This window comes from Pseudomonas lurida (genome assembly GCF_013522705.1).
GTDB lineage: Bacteria > Pseudomonadota > Gammaproteobacteria > Pseudomonadales > Pseudomonadaceae > Aquipseudomonas > Aquipseudomonas quebecensis.
On record NZ_JAAMRE010000011.1, the window covers coordinates 58,793 to 74,619 of the forward strand.

Annotated in this window: 14 protein-coding genes; 9 read left to right on the top strand and 5 right to left on the bottom strand. The window is 60.0% G+C overall.

Annotation, left to right across the window (positions count from 1 at the left end; translation table 11 throughout):
• Positions 1-19: 19 nt before the first annotated feature.
• The gene (locus G7025_RS11630; RefSeq protein ID WP_231980866.1) at positions 20-328 is read right to left on the bottom strand and encodes an arsenate reductase; all 309 of its coding nucleotides are present in this window, start codon (positions 326-328) and stop codon (positions 20-22) included.
• A 266-nt stretch (positions 329-594) separates the two neighbouring features.
• On the opposite strand from G7025_RS11630, the gene G7025_RS11635 reads away from it, so the two are divergent.
• Entirely contained in the window at positions 595-2,232 is a 1,638-nt protein-coding gene (locus G7025_RS11635) for a Na+/H+ antiporter (RefSeq protein WP_181079244.1), read from the top strand.
• Positions 2,233-2,250: 18 nt separating this feature from the next.
• On the opposite strand, the gene G7025_RS11640 is transcribed toward G7025_RS11635, so the two are convergent.
• From G7025_RS11640 to map, 4 genes are all read right to left on the bottom strand, one after another.
• Positions 2,251-2,958 (bottom strand): M12 family metallopeptidase, encoded by a 708-nt coding sequence (locus G7025_RS11640; protein WP_181079247.1) that lies wholly within the window; start codon positions 2,956-2,958, stop codon positions 2,251-2,253.
• Positions 2,959-3,090: 132 nt separating this feature from the next.
• On the bottom strand, positions 3,091-4,290 hold the full coding sequence (gene dapC / locus G7025_RS11645) for a succinyldiaminopimelate transaminase (RefSeq protein ID WP_181079250.1): 1,200 nt from the start codon (positions 4,288-4,290) through the stop codon (positions 3,091-3,093).
• A gap of 58 nt (positions 4,291-4,348) precedes the next feature.
• Positions 4,349-7,051 carry a [protein-PII] uridylyltransferase gene (locus G7025_RS11650; protein WP_181079253.1) on the bottom strand — a complete coding sequence of 901 codons (2,703 nt, stop codon included), beginning with the start codon at positions 7,049-7,051 and terminating at the stop codon, positions 4,349-4,351.
• Between the two features lie 68 nt (positions 7,052-7,119).
• The gene (gene map / locus G7025_RS11655; RefSeq protein ID WP_181079256.1) at positions 7,120-7,902 is read right to left on the bottom strand and encodes a type I methionyl aminopeptidase; all 783 of its coding nucleotides are present in this window, start codon (positions 7,900-7,902) and stop codon (positions 7,120-7,122) included.
• Positions 7,903-8,289: 387 nt separating this feature from the next.
• Between map and rpsB the strand changes: the two genes are divergently transcribed.
• From rpsB to rseP, 8 genes are all read left to right on the top strand, one after another.
• Positions 8,290-9,027 carry a 30S ribosomal protein S2 gene (gene rpsB, locus G7025_RS11660; RefSeq protein ID WP_003219330.1) on the top strand — a complete coding sequence of 246 codons (738 nt, stop codon included), beginning with the start codon at positions 8,290-8,292 and terminating at the stop codon, positions 9,025-9,027.
• Between the two features lie 191 nt (positions 9,028-9,218).
• The gene (gene tsf / locus G7025_RS11665) at positions 9,219-10,082 is read left to right on the top strand and encodes a translation elongation factor Ts (protein ID WP_181079258.1); all 864 of its coding nucleotides are present in this window, start codon (positions 9,219-9,221) and stop codon (positions 10,080-10,082) included.
• A 209-nt stretch (positions 10,083-10,291) separates the two neighbouring features.
• Positions 10,292-11,035, top strand: coding sequence for a UMP kinase (gene pyrH / locus G7025_RS11670; protein ID WP_003189161.1), 744 nt, complete (start codon positions 10,292-10,294; stop codon positions 11,033-11,035).
• Positions 11,032-11,589 (top strand): ribosome recycling factor, encoded by a 558-nt coding sequence (gene frr / locus G7025_RS11675; protein ID WP_034096240.1) that lies wholly within the window; start codon positions 11,032-11,034, stop codon positions 11,587-11,589. The genes pyrH and frr overlap by 4 nt, the downstream gene beginning before the upstream one ends.
• Before the next feature lie 17 nt (positions 11,590-11,606).
• Positions 11,607-12,362, top strand: a complete 756-nt coding sequence (gene uppS, locus G7025_RS11680; RefSeq protein ID WP_034096241.1) for a polyprenyl diphosphate synthase — start codon at positions 11,607-11,609, stop codon at positions 12,360-12,362.
• Positions 12,363-13,172 carry a phosphatidate cytidylyltransferase gene (locus G7025_RS11685; RefSeq protein ID WP_181079261.1) on the top strand — a complete coding sequence of 270 codons (810 nt, stop codon included), beginning with the start codon at positions 12,363-12,365 and terminating at the stop codon, positions 13,170-13,172.
• Positions 13,169-14,359, top strand: coding sequence for a 1-deoxy-D-xylulose-5-phosphate reductoisomerase (gene ispC, locus G7025_RS11690; RefSeq protein ID WP_181079263.1), 1,191 nt, complete (start codon positions 13,169-13,171; stop codon positions 14,357-14,359). The genes G7025_RS11685 and ispC overlap by 4 nt, the downstream gene beginning before the upstream one ends.
• Positions 14,360-14,411: 52 nt before the next feature.
• Positions 14,412-15,764 carry a sigma E protease regulator RseP gene (gene rseP, locus G7025_RS11695; protein ID WP_181079266.1) on the top strand — a complete coding sequence of 451 codons (1,353 nt, stop codon included), beginning with the start codon at positions 14,412-14,414 and terminating at the stop codon, positions 15,762-15,764.
• Positions 15,765-15,827: the final 63 nt, after the last annotated feature.

The following is a 15,827-nucleotide window of genomic DNA, read 5'->3' on the forward strand; positions in this document are numbered from 1 at the left end:
CAAAAATAAAAGGGCTGGCCTACTTGAGGGCCGCCGAATAAATGTCTGGCTTGAAGCCAATCAGGGTTCTGTCGCCGAGATCCAGCACCGGGCGCTTGATCATCGAGGGTTGCGCGAGCATCAATTCAATGGCTTTCGACTGATCGAGATCGGCTTTGCGTTCGTCTTCGAGTTTGCGAAAGGTGGTGCCCGCGCGGTTCAACACCACTTGCCAGCCGTGCTCGTTGCACCATTGGGTCAAGTGTTCGCGGTCGATACCGGCCGTTTTGTAGTCATGGAACTCATAATTCACCGCGTGCTCATCGAGCCAGGTACGCGCCTTTTTCATGGTGTCGCACGCTTTGATACCGAAAAGGTGCAACGTTTTGCTTGAAGCGGTCAAGGAATTGCCCCCCTCTGATCCAATGGAATGGGCTGATGAAAGCCAAAGGTCTGGGATTATGCCACGCCCAGCGCATTTGGGTGCCGCTCGTCAGCGCCGTGCGACTTTTGTGCAAACGCCAGCGCGCAGCATAGGCGGCTAATATGGCACTTCAACGGCGTGTTGTTGCCAGAGGGGTGTCGTTGCTTGTTGATTGTCCGGGAACCCGCGTTATGCAAACCGCCTACACCGTTCTTATCCTGCTGATGCTGGTCAGCGTTTCGCGCCTGGTCGGGCGTGTCATCCCGTTGCCGTTGCCTTTGGTGCAGATTGCCGCTGGCGCCTTGCTGGCCTGGCCCACCTTGGGGCTGCACGTGGCGTTGGACCCTGAGTTATTTCTGTTTCTGTTCTTGCCGCCGCTGCTGTTCTCCGATGGCTGGCGCATGCCCAAGCGTGAATTATGGCGTTTGCGCGGGCCGATCCTGACGTTGGCGGTAGGGCTGGTGCTGTTTACCGTGGTGGGTGCCGGTTACTTCATCCACTGGATATTGCCCGCGATCCCGCTGCCGGTGGCCTTCGCCCTGGCGGCCGTGTTATCGCCGACCGATGCCGTGGCGGTGTCGGCCATTTCCCAGAATCGCTTGCCGACGCCACTGATGCACATGTTGCAGGGCGAGGCGTTGATGAATGACGCGTCGGGTCTGGTGACCTTCAAGTTCGCCTTGGCCGCGGCGTTGACCGGGGTGTTTTCGTTGGCCGATGCCAGCCTGACCTTCGTGCTGGTCGCCGTCGGTGGCCTGGCGGTGGGCGTGGCATTGAGTTGGCTGGTCGGGCGGTTGCGCGCTTGGATGATCGCACGCGGCTGGGACGATCCGGCGACGCATGTGGTGTTCATGTTGCTGCTGCCGTTCGCCGCCTATGTGCTTGCCGAGCGCTTGGGCGCCTCGGGCATTCTCTCGGCGGTGGCGGCCGGCATGATGCAAAGCTGGCTCGACCTGCTGCCACGCCAGACCAGCACACGCCTGCTTAATCGCAGCGTATGGTCGTTGCTGGAATTTGCCTTCAATGGCCTGATTTTCCTGCTGTTGGGCCTTCAGTTACCGGACATCATCAAGGCAGTGGTGAGTCATGAATCGACGCTGTGGCCGACCTTGCTGTATCGCTGTCTGGAAGTCGTCGCAATTTTCCTGGTCTTGGTGGTGTTGCGCTTCGTCTGGGTACAAAGCATCTGGCGCCTGTCGGGGCTGCTGCGAAGGCTGCGTGGCAAAAGCGAACTGACATTGGTCCCAACCGCGCGCTCCTGCTGGCTGTTGACCGTCGGCGGTGTGCGCGGTGCCGTGACCCTGGCCGGTGTCATGTCAGTGCCGCTGCTGCTCGCGCCAGGCCAGGATTTTCCCGAACGTGATTTGCTGATCTTCATCGCGGCCGGGGTAATCCTGCTGTCGTTGATCGCCGCCTGCATCGCCTTGCCGCTACTGTTGCGCGGTATCGAAAAGAGTCCTGACGAAAAGCGCCATAAAGAGGTGCGCGAGGCTTGGAAAAAGACGGCGGTGGCCGCTATCCATGCGTTGGAAATCGAGGAGTCCAACGAGACACAGGATGCGGCACAGGCGGCGTTGGCCACCGAACTCAAGGCGCGAATCATGTCGGAGTACCGCCATCAATTGGAGGTGTTCAACGACTCCGCCGAAGCACAGGCGTTGGCGTTGCAACTGGATCAATTGGAAAGCAGGTTGCGGCTCAAGGCATTGAGGGCCCAGCGATTGGAGCTGTATCGGCTCAGCCGCCAGCACCAGATCGGCGACGATGTATTGCGCGAGGTGCTGGCGGACCTGGACATGAGCGAGGCCAACCTGGGGCCGCGAAAGTGAAGGGAGTCGCTGCTGGGGTCACTCGGCGGTCGCCGGCGCCCTGGGGTATGCCTTCTTCGCCCAGGCGATATCGCCCTGGCTGAGCATCGCGTTCCTTGAGTGCACGACGGTGTCGGTGGTCCACCCGCTTTGAGTGGAATAGTGCATGACCGAGTCCGGGTCATAGGGCAAAAGGTCATACGTACCGCTGCGGGCCACCTTCAGGAAGTTGTCTTGCAGCATGCTCTGCGTGAACTGTCGACTCAGAACGGGAAGGTTCCACGAGATAGTTGCGTCGGGGTGCTGATGGGCGTGGAGGGCGCCGAGCATGTGCCCGAATTCGTGAATGACGGTGTACTCGAAGTTGGCAGCCGTATGGTCCAGAGGCAACAGCATGGTTGGGTCACCGAATCTGTTCACGGCATCGGTGCCTATTTCAGAGCTGCCTCCTCTTTTGTTGCCGTGCTGCGTGATGCGCACATCACCCGTGTCTCCCGAGACGAACTCGAAGCGTAGATTGATATGCGGCAACCACTGGCTGGCGGCGTTTTTGACGGCCACCACATAGGGATCATTCATTTCGTAATCGGATAGTGCGATCTTGAGGGTGCTGTTCTGTGGCCAGTATTTGGCAGGCTCTCCCACATTGCGGCGGGTTCTTGCGCCTCTTTCGGACGGGTGTGCGTTTTCGACGCTGCAGTCAGTGATTGACGGATAAATCGGGGTGAAGTGCGTGGGAGAAATCATGCGGGCTGACCTGTGGTGTTGAAGGACAAGGGTGTGCCTTGAGTCGTCCTGACCACAGGGTGGTTCCAGCATCAGGTATGAGGGCGTGTAAGTTTGGCCCGTATGCGTTGTGGCGCGTACGGGCCGCAGGCCTCAAATATTGCGTTGGACAAAGGCGCGCACGCGTTCGGCCGCTTCCACGCACTCCGCCAATGGCGCCACCAGCGCCATGCGCACACGCCCTGCGCCTGGGTTGAAACCGTCCACCTCGCGCGACAGATACGAGCCGGGCACTACGGTCACATGCTCCTGCACGAACAGGTCGCGACAGAACGCAGCGTCGTCGCCATTCACCTTCGGCCATAAGTAGAACCCGCCGTCCGGGGCCTGCACATCCAGCACCGGCTTGAGGATCGCCAATACGGCGTCGAATTTCTCGCGGTACAGCTCACGGTTAGCCTGGACATGAGCCTCGTCCTGCCAGGCCGCGATGCTGGCCAGTTGCGTCTGCACGGGCATAGCGCAGCCATGGTAAGTGCGGTACAGCAGGAAGGCCTTCAGAATCTCGGCATCACCGGCCACAAAACCTGAGCGTAGGCCCGGCAGGTTGGAACGCTTGGACAGGCTGTGAAACACCACGCAACGCTTGAAGTCCTGGCGACCCAGTTCAACGCAGGCGCTGAGCAGGCCCGGCGGCGGGGTTTGCTCGTCGAAATACAGCTCGCTGTAGCACTCGTCGGCGGCGATCACAAAGTCGTATTCATCGGCCAGGGCGATAAGTTTTTTCAGGGTGTCGATTGGAATCAACGCGCCGGTCGGGTTGCCGGGGGAGCACAGGAACAGGATCTGGCAACGGTTCCAGATGTCCGGCGAGACCGCGTCGAAATCCGGGTTGAAGCCGTTGCTGTCCAGGCACGGCAGATAATGCGGCTGGGCGCCGGCGAGGAACGCGGCGCCTTCGTAGATCTGGTAGAACGGGTTCGGGCTCACCACCAGTGCGTCGTCACCGCGATTGACCACGGTTTGAGTGAACGCGAACAGGGCTTCGCGGGTGCCGTTGACCGGCAGGATATTGCGCGCCGGGTCCAGCCAGCCCTTGGGCACGCTGAAGCGACGTTCGCACCAGGCACCTATGGCCTCGCGCAGCGCCGGAATGCCCAGTGTGGTGGGGTATACCGCCATCTGATCGAGATTGCTGCTCAACGCCTCGGCCACGAATGTCGGCGACTTGTGCTTGGGTTCGCCGATTGACAGGGCAATGGGGCGCTTGTCCGGGTTTGGCGTGACGCTGCCCAGCAGGGCGCGCAGTTTCTCGAACGGGTAGGGCTGCAGCTGGTTCAGGGCGTTGTTCATCGGTGGATCTCGTGCAAGGCGTTAAAACTGCAAAAGGAGCGGCGGGCCGCTCCTGATATCAAATTGTCAGGCGCGTCAGCTCGACTCCGGGCTCCTGTGTCACGCTCAACTGTTGGACGATGGCTTCCTGCAAGCGCCGGCACAGTTCAGGGTCCGACAACGGTTGGTTATCGGCATCGGTAATGAAGAACACGTCTTCGACCCGCTCGCCGAGCGTCGCAATCTTGGCGTTCTGCAGCGACAGGTCGAACTCCAGGAAGATCCCGCCGATGCGTGCCAGCAGGCCAGGGCGATCCGGCGCACTGAGCTCCAGCACGGTGACCGGGCGTTGCGCATCGTTGGAAATAGTCACCTGGGGGGCGAACGCAAAGTGCTTGAGCTGGCGCGGCACGCGGCGCTGGATGATGGTCGGGTAGTCGTCGGGGTTGCGCAGGGCCTCGGTAAGGCCTTCGCGGATCTTCTTCACGCGCGCCGGGTTATCGCCGATCGAGTCGCCATCGGTGTCGAGCACGATATAGGTGTCGAGGGTGAACTGGCTGCTGGAGGTGATGACCCGAGCGTCATGAATGTTCAGGTTGAGCTGGTCCATGGCGGCCACGGTCACGGCGAAGAAATCATGCTGGTCCGGCGCATAGATGAAAATCTGCGTGCCGCCCTCGAATTCGCGCTGGGTGGTTTCCTTGATCAACACCAGCGGGCCGCCGTCGGCGGGTTGCTGCAGGATCGCGTCGGTGTGCCAGGCCACATCGCCGGCGGTGTGGCGCAGGAAGTAATCGTCACCCAATTGCGACCACAATTGCTCGACATCGTCGGGGTCGTTGCCGCCGCGCACCAGGATATCCAGGGCGGCGCTTTGGGTTCGCCGGATCTGCTCCTCGCGGTCCACCGGGTTTTCCAGGCCACGGCGCAGGGCGCGCTTGGTCTCGGTGTACAGCTGGCGCAGCAGGCTGGCGCGCCAGGAGTTCCACAGGGTGGGGTTGGTGGCGTTGATATCGGACACCGTGAGCACGTACAGGTAGTCGAGGCGGGTTTCATCGCCGACCACCTGGGCGAAATCGTGGATCACCTGCGGGTCGGACAAGTCCTTGCGTTGGGCGGTGGTCGACATCACCAGGTGGTTCTGCACCAGCCAGACGATCAGGCGGCTGTCCCACAGCGGCAGTTGATGACGCTGACAGAAGGCCTCGGCGTCAACGGCACCGACTTCCGAGTGGTCGCCATGCCGACCTTTGCCGATGTCGTGATACAGCCCGGCCAGGTAAATCAATTCGGGCTTGGGCAGTTTGGCCATGAGCTTACTGGCCAACGGGAATTTTTCCGATACTTGGGTGTACTGCAACTTACGCAGGTGTTTGATCAGGTTGAGCGTGTGCGCGTCGACGGTATAGATGTGGAACAGGTCGTGCTGCATCTGCCCCACGATAAAGCCGAACTCGGGCAGGTAGCGCCCGAGGATGCCGTAGCGATTCATGCGGCGCAGGTTGCGGTGGATGCCGATCTTGCACTTGAACAGCTCGATGAACAGGCTGGTGTTACGGATATCGTTGCGGAAGTCGTCGTCGATCAGGTGGCGATTTTCCCGCAGCAGGCGAATGGTGTCGGCGCGCACGCCTTTGATTTCCGGCTGCTGGGCCATCAGCACGAAGATTTCCAGCATGGCGAAAGGCGTGCGGCGAAAGACATTGTCGCTGCGTGCTTCGATATAGCCGTCGTGCAACTGGAAGCGCGCGTTGATTGGCTGCGGCGGTGCTTCATCTTCGGGGGCCAGGATGACCTCTTCGAAGTGCTGAATGATCAGATCGCTCAGTTGCGCGATGCTCATGACCACGCGGTAGTACTGCTGCATGAAGCTTTCGATGCTGCTCTTGGCGTCTTCGCCTTCGAAGCCGAGCAATGTGGCGATGGAGCGCTGGTGGTCGAACAACAGGCGGTCTTCGGCGCGCCCGGCGAGCATGTGCAGGGCGTAGCGCACTTTCCACAGGAATTCCTGGGAGGAGGCCAGCAGCGCATTTTCGCTTTCCACCAGGAACGCTTCGCCGGCCAGGGCGCGCAGGTTCAGGGTGCCGTACTGGCGACGGGCAACCCACAGAATGGTCTGGATGTCCCGCAGGCCGCCGGGCGAGCCCTTGACGTTGGGTTCCAGGTTGTACTCGGTGTCGTTGTACTTGTGGTGCCGGGCTTTCTGCTCGGCGCGCTTGGCCAAAAAGAAGTCCTTGCTCGGCCACATGTGCGCGGTGCTGGTGACGTCGAGCATGCGCTGGCGCAGGCGTTCGGGGCCGGCGATGGTGCGGCTTTCCATCAGGTTGGTGATCACGGTCAGATCGGCACGGGCCTCTTCGGCGCATTCGTCCACCGAGCGTACACTCTGGCCGACTTCCAGGCCGATGTCCCACAACAGTGTGAGAAAACGCTCGATGGAATCGCGAAAGACCTCATGATCGGCGCTGCCCAGCAGGATCAGCAGGTCGATGTCGGAGTAGGGGTGCAATTCGCCACGACCGTAGCCGCCGACCGCCACCAGGGCGATATCGGCGTCGGTGCTCCAGGTGAACTGCTCCCAGGCCTTTTGCAGAATGTTATCGACAAACCAGGCGCGGTCCTCGATCAGGCGACGGATGTCGCGCCCACTGCGAAAGCGCGCGTCGAGCACCTCGCGGGCCTGGCGGATGGCTTTCTTGAAGGCGGCGATCGGGCTCGCCTTCAATGCCAGTTCGGCCTGGAACTGGCCGCGGTCGAAGAGTTCGGGATCCACCTGGGGCATCGTTCGGCTTTCCTTTCTATCTATGAATCAGTCACAACACCGTTTGGGAAAACCAACGCAGCCTTGGATTACGCCGAAACGCGCGGGATGGTGTCGTCTGCGCGCAAGGTGAAGATCTCGTAGCCCGTCTCGGTGACCAGCAAGGTGTGCTCCCACTGGGCCGAGAGCTTGCGATCCTTGGTGATGGCGGTCCAGCCGTCGCCCAGCACCTTGGTGTCGGCCTTGCCCTGGTTGATCATGGGCTCGATGGTGAAGGTCATGCCCGCCTTCAGTTCCATGCCGGTGCCGGCGCGGCCGTAGTGCAGGATCTGCGGTTCTTCGTGGAACACGGTGCCGATGCCGTGGCCGCAGAATTCGCGCACTACCGAAAAGCCGTTCTTTTCGGCATGCTTCTGGATCACTTCGCCGATGTCGCCCAGGCGGCAGCCGGGTTTGACGATCTCGATAGCCTTGTACATGCATTCCTGGGTGACCTGGGACAGGCGCTCGGCCCATACCGGAACGTTACCGACGTGGAACATGCGGCTGGTGTCGCCAAAGTAGCCGTTCTTGATCACGGTCACGTCGATGTTCAGGGTGTCGCCGTCCTTCAACGGCTTGTCGCCGGGAATACCGTGGCAGACCACATGGTTGACCGACGTGCAGATCGACTTGGGGAAGCCTTTGTAGTTGAGGGGAGCAGGGATAGCCTTCTGCACGTCGACGATATAGTCGTGGCAGATCTGGTTCAGGGTTTCGGTAGTGACGCCGGGCTTGACGTGTTCGGCAATCATTTCCAGCACGTCGGCAGCCAGTTTGCCGGCAATGCGCATGCCGGCAATGTCTTCGGCGGTTTTCAAACTAACGGTCATACAGGCTCTCTCTAGCGCGACGCGCTGAAATCAATACGGTTTACGGGTGTGCGACAAAAGGTTGCAGAATTCGCACAAGCCCCAAAAAACGCGATTCTAACAGACCAGGGTCTCAAGTCATGAACGTCTGGTGATCGCTTCTCTCTATAGGGTGGGGCTGTTTCGGCTGGTTTCAAAGGCTTGCGTTGAGACAGCCGACGGCAACTGTGATTGCGGGTTTCGTTTTCGCCCTTCGTGTGGTATAAAATGCGCCGCTTTCCGGGGATACCCCGAAAAGCTTAAATCCACACACGTGTCGACACGATGACCTGGGTGCCGGAGGCCTTGATGCCGCTGGTTGGTCATTGGGATACGTGGAGGCCAAACCCGACTTATTAAGGAACTATCATGTCCCAAGTCAACATGCGCGATATGCTGAAGGCCGGTGTGCACTTCGGTCACCAGACCCGTTACTGGAACCCGAAAATGGGTAAATACATTTTCGGCGCGCGCAACAAGATCCACATCATCAACCTTGAAAAAACCCTGCCAATGTTCAACGAAGCTCTGACTTTCGTAGAGCGCCTGGCCCAGGGCAAAAACAAGATTCTGTTCGTCGGCACCAAGCGTTCCGCCGGCAAGATCGTTGCTGAAGAAGCAGCACGTTGCGGTTCGCCGTACGTCGATCACCGCTGGTTGGGCGGCATGCTGACCAACTTCAAAACCATCCGTGCTTCCATCAAGCGTCTGCGTGACCTTGAAGTGCAAGCCGAAGACGGTACCTTCGCCAAGCTGACCAAGAAAGAAGCGCTGATGCGCACTCGTGACCTGGAAAAGCTCGATCGTTCCCTGGGTGGTATCAAGGACATGGGCGGTCTGCCTGACGCACTGTTCGTTATCGACGTTGATCACGAGCGCATCGCGATCACCGAAGCCAACAAGCTGGGCATCCCTGTTATCGGCGTAGTCGATACCAACAGCAGCCCGGAAGGCGTTGACTACATCATCCCAGGCAACGATGACGCTATCCGCGCTATCCAGCTGTACATGGGTTCGATGGCTGACGCTGTAATCCGTGGTCGTAACCACGTTGCTGGTGGTACCGAGCAGTTCGTTGAAGAAGCTCCGGTAGCTGCCGCTGAGTAATTGACGCCCTGGCGTTGACTCAGTAAGCAAAAAGGGGGCTTGGCCCCCTTTTTGCCCCCTCGAAAACCATTTGTCGGCAGCGCAGCTACATCATCTGTAACGTGCAGCGGCCTACAAGGGTGGTTCGAGAAGAATTGATCGCCCGTTTGCTCGGGTGGAATGGTTGAAAACCTATCCAAGAGGATTTTGAAATGGCAGAGATTACTGCAGCGTTGGTTAAAGAACTGCGTGAGCGTACCGGCGAAGGCATGATGGATTGCAAAAAGGCCTTGACCAAGGCCGGCGGCGACATCGAAAAAGCCATTGATGACATGCGTGCTTCCGGCGCCATCAAGGCTGCCAAGAAAGCAGGCAACGTAGCTGCTGAAGGCGCCATCGCTCTGAAAGAAGACGGCAAGTCCGCTGTTCTGCTGGAAGTGAACTCCCAGACCGACTTCCTGGCTCTGCAGGACGACTTCAAGGCATTCGTTGCGGCCAGCGTCGAAAAAGCGTTCGCTGACAAGCTGACCACCGTCGAGCCTCTGATCGAAGCTCAGGAAGCTGCCCGTCTGGTACTGGTCGGCAAGGTTGGCGAAAACGTCAACATCCGTCGCCTGGTCCGTGTTGAAGGTGACGTGGTTGGTGGTTACCTGCACGGCAACAAGATCGGCGTTGCGGTAGTTCTGAAGGGCGGCAACGTTGAGCTGGCCAAAGATATCGCGATGCACGTCGCAGCCAGCAACCCTGAGTTCCTGCTGCCTTCGGAAGTATCCGCCGAAGCCATCGAGCGCGAAAAAGCGGTGTTCCTGCAGCTGAACGAAGAGAAAATCAAAGGCAAGCCGGAAAACATTGTTGAGAACATGGTCAAAGGCCGTATCAGCAAGTTCCTGGCAGAAGCGAGCCTGGTTGAGCAGGCGTTCGTCAAGAACCCTGAAATCAAGGTTGGCGAGCTGGCCAAGAAAGCCGGCGCTGAAATCGTTTCCTTCACTTACTTCAAAGTAGGCGAAGGCATCGAGAAGCCGGTCGACAACTTCGCTGAAGAAGTTGCTGCCCAGCTGGCTGCCGCCAAGCAATAAGACAGTTTCAACTGTCGCCCGAAAGAGGCTGCCCGCTCACGCGCGCAGCCTCTTTTCAAATGGGAAGGCCGATTTTATTTGGCTTCCCGTCGGAACTGGCTTACAAAGCCGTGTTCCGATGGCGCTGTGATAGCGTCCAGCTAGAGTGAACGCAAGCCGTAAACGGCTCGCCAAGAATTTTTGAAAATACGCCGCAGGAGAGATTCGCAATGGCTCAGCAGGGCAGTGGTTATCAGGCTCGCTATAAACGCATTCTACTCAAGCTCAGCGGCGAGGCCCTGATGGGCTCGGAAGAGTTCGGGATCGATCCCAAGGTGCTCGACCGCATGGCGCTGGAAGTCGGCCAACTGGTCGGCATTGGCGTGCAAGTGGGCCTGGTGATTGGCGGTGGCAACCTGTTTCGTGGCGCGGCACTGAGTGCTGCCGGCATGGATCGGGTCACCGGTGACCACATGGGCATGCTGGCCACTGTGATGAACGCCCTGGCCATGCGCGACGCCCTGGAGCGCGCCAACATTTCGGCCATCGTAATGTCGGCTATTTCCATGGTCGGCGTGACCGATCACTATGATCGTCGCAAAGCCATGCGTCACTTGAACTCCAAAGAAGTGGTGATCTTCGCCGCAGGCACGGGCAACCCGTTCTTCACCACGGACTCGGCGGCTTGCCTGCGTGCCATCGAGATCGATGCCGACGTGGTGCTCAAGGCCACCAAGGTGGACGGTGTGTACACCGCAGACCCATTCAAAGACCCGCATGCCGAGAAGTTCGATCATCTGACCTACGATGAAGTGCTGGATCGCAAGCTGGGCGTGATGGACCTGACGGCTATTTGCCTGTGCCGCGACCACAAGATGCCGCTGCGCGTATTTAACATGAACAAGCCCGGCGCCCTGCTGAATATCGTCCATGGCGGTGCGGAAGGGACTCTGATCGAGGAAGGCCAACAATGATCAACGAAATCAAAAAAGACGCCCAAGCGCGTATGCAGAAATCCCTGGAGTCTCTGAGCCATGCATTCGGCCAGATTCGTACCGGCAAGGCGCACCCGAGCATCCTGGGCAGTGTCATGGTGCCTTACTATGGCGCCGACACCCCGCTGAGCAGCGTGGCCAACGTCACCGTCAAGGACTCGCGGACCCTGCAAGTCGTGGCCTTCGAGCGCAACATGCTCGCTGCGGTCGACAAGGCGATCCAGAGCGCCGGTCTGAACCTCAACCCGACCAACCTGGGCGAGTTGTTGCTGATCTCCATGCCTGCCCTCACCGAAGAAACCCGTAAGGGCTTCACCAAGCAGGCGCGCAGCGCGGCGGAAGACGCGCGCGTTGCAGTGCGTAACATTCGTCGCGATGCCCTGGGTGAGCTGAAGAAGCTGGTCAAGGACAAGGAAATCAGCGAAGACGAAGAGCGTCGCGCCGTTGCCGATATCGATAAGCTGACCAAGGAAGCCGAGGCGAAGATCACCCAGGCAACCGAAGAAAAAGAAAAGGACCTGATGGCCGTATAAGGGGTCAGGACGCCTTCATGGAAAAGACCAAGCAGACTGTACCCTCCGTGGTGCCGCGCCATGTCGCGATCATCATGGATGGGAATAATCGCTGGGCGAAGAAACGCTTCATGCCGGGTGTTGCCGGGCATAAAGCGGGTGTCGATGCAGTGCGGGCGGTGATTGAGGTGTGTGCCGAGGCCAAGGTGGAAGTACTCACCTTGTTCGCGTTCTCCAGTGAGAACTGGCAGCGGCCCGCCGAAGAAGTCAGCGCTCTGATGGACCTGTTCTTCAAGGCCCTGCGTCGTGAGGCCAAGCGCCTTAACGACAACAACATCAGCCTGCGCATCATTGGTGATCGCTCGCGGTTCCACCCGGAACTGCAGGCGGCCATGCGTGAAGCCGAGGCGATTACCGCCGGCGCCGACCGTTTTGTGTTGCAGATCGCAGCCAATTACGGCGGCCAGTGGGACATCGCCCAGGCCGCGCAGCGGCTGGCCCGCGAAGTGCAGGCCGGTCATCTGCGACCGGACGACATCACGCCCGAATTGCTGCAAACCTGCCTGGTGACCGGCGATCTGCCATTGCCGGACTTATGCATTCGCACCGGTGGCGAACACCGCATCAGTAACTTCCTGTTGTGGCAGTTGGCCTATACCGAGCTGTACTTCTCCGACCTGTTCTGGCCGGACTTCAAACACGATGCCATGCGCACTGCGCTGGCCGATTTCGCTTCCCGTCAGCGTCGCTTTGGTAAAACAAGCGAGCAGATCGAAGCTGGAGCCCGGGTCTAAATGCTTAAACAACGAATCATCACCGCCCTGATCCTATTGCCGATCGCCTTGTGTGGGTTTTTCCTGCTCGACGGTTCCGGCTTCGCCTTGTTTATTGGCCTGGTCGTGACCCTGGGCGCCTGGGAGTGGGCGCGCCTTGCCGGTTTTACTGCCCAGTTGCCGCGCGTGGCCTACGCAGCGGTCGTGGCGGTGTTGCTGTTTTTGATGCATACCCTGTCGAGCATCGTGGTGCCGTGGGTGTTGGGGGCGGCCGTGCTGTGGTGGGCGCTTGCGACCTTCCTGGTGCTGACCTATCCGCGTACCAGCGGCCATTGGTCCAGCGTCGCCACCAAGCTGGTGATTGGCCTGTTGATTTTGCTGCCGGCCTGGCAAGGGCTGGTGGAAATCAAGAATTCGCCGATGGGCAACTGGCTGATCATGGCGGTGATGGTGCTGGTCTGGGGCGCGGATATCGGCGCCTACTTCTCGGGCCGGGCATTCGGCAAGCGCAAGCTGGCGCCGGCCGTGAGCCCGGGCAAGAGCTGGGAGGGTGTTTACGGTGGCCTCGCCCTGACACTGGTTATCGCGCTGGTGGTCGGTCTCGTGCGCGGCTGGACAGGTAAGGAAATTATTCTGGCCCTGCTGGGCACGGCCATCGTGGTGTTTATTTCGGTGGTGGGTGATCTCACCGAAAGCATGTTCAAGCGCCAGGCCGGTATCAAGGACAGCAGTAATCTGTTGCCTGGACATGGCGGGGTGCTTGACCGTATCGACAGCCTTACCGCCGCCATTCCGATCTTTGCCGTATTGCTGTGGATGACCGCTTCGTGAGTCGCCTGCAGCAGGTGACCGTGCTGGGGGCCACCGGTTCGGTGGGGCTGAGCACGCTGGATGTGATCGTGCGTCACCCGGACCGCTATCAGGTGTTCGCGCTGACCGGCTATACCCGCCTCAGCGAGCTACTGGCATTGTGCGTGCGCCATGCGCCGCGCTTCGCCGTGGTGCCCGAGGCGGCTGCGGCGCGCGCCTTGCAGGATGATTTGCGCGCAGCCGGGCTCGCCACCCAGGTGCTGGTGGGCGAGGAGGGGCTGTGCCAGGTTTCGGCGGATGCCGAAGTCGACACCGTGGTTGCGGCCATTGTCGGTGCGGCGGGCCTGCGGCCTACCCTGGCGGCCGTCGATGCGGGCAAAAAGATCCTGTTGGCTAATAAAGAAGCACTGGTGATGTCCGGTGCACTCTTTATGCAGGCTGTGCGCAGGAGCGGGGCGGTGCTGCTGCCGCTCGACAGCGAGCACAACGCCATTTTCCAATGCATGCCCGGTGACTTCGCACGGGGTTTGAGTCAGGTCGGCGTGCGTCGGATCCTGCTCACGGCCTCGGGCGGTCCGTTCCGGCAAACGCCGTTGGCCGAGCTGGAGCAGGTCTCTCCCGACCAGGCATGTGCCCATCCGAACTGGTCGATGGGGCGCAAGATCTCCGTGGATTCGGCAAGCATGATGAACAAGGGCCTGGAGTTGATCGAGGCCTGCTGGCTGTTCGATGCGCGGCCTGAGCAGGTCGAGGTGGTGATTCACCCGCAAAGTGTGATTCATTCCCTAGTGGATTACGTGGACGGCTCGGTATTGGCGCAGTTGGGTAATCCCGATATGCGTACGCCGATCGCCAATGCTCTCGCATGGCCTGAGCGCATCGACTCGGGCGTGGCGCCGCTGGATCTGTTTGCCGTGGCTCGCCTGGATTTCGAAGCGCCCGACGAGCAGCGTTTTCCCTGTCTGCGCCTGGCGCGCCAGGCGGCGGAGGCGGGTAACAGTGCACCGGCGATGCTTAATGCGGCCAATGAAGTGGCCGTGGCGGCGTTTCTCGAGCGGCGCATCCGTTTTCCACAGATCGCGAGTATGATCGAGGACGTCTTGAGCCGTGAGCCTGTCGTAGCCGTCAATGATCTGGGCGCAGTGTTCGAGGCGGACGCCAAGGCCCGGGCCCTGGCCGAAGATTGGTTGAGCCGCAGCGCGCAATAGTCTGCAGGCGCGTTGAGCCTTCAGGCACTGGATTGGAATGCGGAGAAATTAGATGAGTGCGCTTTATATGATTGTCGGCACCCTGGTTGCTCTGGGTGTGCTGGTTACCTTCCACGAATTCGGCCACTTTTGGGTGGCGCGTCGTTGCGGCGTCAAGGTACTGCGCTTTTCCGTCGGTTTCGGCATGCCGCTGGTGCGTTGGCATGACCGCCACGGTACCGAGTTCGTGATCGCGGCCATCCCTTTGGGTGGCTACGTCAAGATGCTCGACGAACGCGAAGGCGAGGTGCCGGTTGATCAGTTGGATCAATCCTTCAATCGCAAGACCGTTCGTCAGCGTATCGCCATAGTGGCCGCCGGTCCGATCGCCAACTTTCTGTTGGCCATGCTGTTTTTCTGGGTGTTGGCCATGCTGGGCAGCCAGCAGATCCGCCCGGTGATCGGTGCGGTCGAGGCAGACAGTATCGCGGCGAAGGCCGGTCTGGTCGCGGGCCAGGAAATTGTTTCCATTGATGGCGAACCGACCACGGGTTGGGGGGCGGTCAATCTTCAGCTGGTGCGCCGCCTGGGTGAGAGCGGCACCGTCAACGTCGTGGTGCGTGAGCAGGACTCCAGCGCCGAAGCCTCACGTGCGTTGGCCCTGGACCACTGGCTCAAGGGTGCTGACGAGCCCGATCCGATCAAGTCGCTGGGCATTCGTCCGTGGCGTCCGGCGTTGCCGCCGGTGCTCGCCGAACTCGACTCCAAAGGCCCGGCCCAGGCCGCAGGCCTGAAAACCGGCGACCGCCTGCTGGCGCTCGATGGTCAGCCGTTGAGCGAATGGCAGCAGGTGGTTGATCTGGTTCGTGTGCGCCCTGATACCAGAATTGTGCTGAAAGTTGAGCGCGATGGTGCTCAAATCGACGTCCCGGTAACCCTGGCGGTGCGCGGGGAAGCCAAGGCGGCCGCAGGTTACCTGGGTGCGGGTGTCAAAAGTCCCGAGTGGCCGCCTTCGATGATGCGCGAGGTCAGCTTCGGTCCATTGGCGGCAATTGGCGAGGGTGCGAAACGCACCTGGACCATGAGCGTGCTGACGCTCGAATCCCTCAAGAAAATGTTGTTCGGCGAGCTCTCGGTAAAAAACTTGAGTGGGCCGATAACCATTGCTAAAGTGGCGGGCGCTTCTGCCCAGTCGGGTGTCGCGGATTTCCTGAATTTCCTGGCTTATCTGAGTATCAGCCTGGGGGTTCTGAATTTGTTGCCCATTCCAGTATTGGATGGGGGACATCTGTTGTTTTATCTGGTCGAGTGGGTGCGTGGTCGCCCCTTGTCGGATCGTGTGCAGGGTTGGGGGATACAGATCGGTATCAGTTTGGTGGTCGGGGTGATGTTGTTAGCCCTGGTCAACGATTTGGGTCGACTGTAACGCTTCGCTGAATTGCGAATCTGCCGCATTTTGCGGCAGTTTGTTTATTGCCAGTTGGAATAA

Excerpts from the sequence above, each read along its gene's own strand:
- G7025_RS11630 (WP_231980866.1), bottom strand. The coding sequence starts at position 328 with ATGAAAAAGGCGCGTACCTGGCTCGATGAGCACGCGGTGAATTATGAG.
- G7025_RS11635 (WP_181079244.1), top strand. The coding sequence starts at position 595 with ATGCAAACCGCCTACACCGTTCTTATCCTGCTGATGCTGGTCAGCGTT.
- G7025_RS11640 (WP_181079247.1), bottom strand. The coding sequence starts at position 2,958 with ATGATTTCTCCCACGCACTTCACCCCGATTTATCCGTCAATCACTGAC.
- dapC (WP_181079250.1), bottom strand. The coding sequence starts at position 4,290 with ATGAACAACGCCCTGAACCAGCTGCAGCCCTACCCGTTCGAGAAACTG.
- G7025_RS11650 (WP_181079253.1), bottom strand. The coding sequence starts at position 7,051 with ATGCCCCAGGTGGATCCCGAACTCTTCGACCGCGGCCAGTTCCAGGCC.
- map (WP_181079256.1), bottom strand. The coding sequence starts at position 7,902 with ATGACCGTTAGTTTGAAAACCGCCGAAGACATTGCCGGCATGCGCATT.
- rpsB (WP_003219330.1), top strand. The coding sequence starts at position 8,290 with ATGTCCCAAGTCAACATGCGCGATATGCTGAAGGCCGGTGTGCACTTC.
- tsf (WP_181079258.1), top strand. The coding sequence starts at position 9,219 with ATGGCAGAGATTACTGCAGCGTTGGTTAAAGAACTGCGTGAGCGTACC.
- pyrH (WP_003189161.1), top strand. The coding sequence starts at position 10,292 with ATGGCTCAGCAGGGCAGTGGTTATCAGGCTCGCTATAAACGCATTCTA.
- frr (WP_034096240.1), top strand. The coding sequence starts at position 11,032 with ATGATCAACGAAATCAAAAAAGACGCCCAAGCGCGTATGCAGAAATCC.
- uppS (WP_034096241.1), top strand. The coding sequence starts at position 11,607 with ATGGAAAAGACCAAGCAGACTGTACCCTCCGTGGTGCCGCGCCATGTC.
- G7025_RS11685 (WP_181079261.1), top strand. The coding sequence starts at position 12,363 with ATGCTTAAACAACGAATCATCACCGCCCTGATCCTATTGCCGATCGCC.
- rseP (WP_181079266.1), top strand. The coding sequence starts at position 14,412 with ATGAGTGCGCTTTATATGATTGTCGGCACCCTGGTTGCTCTGGGTGTG.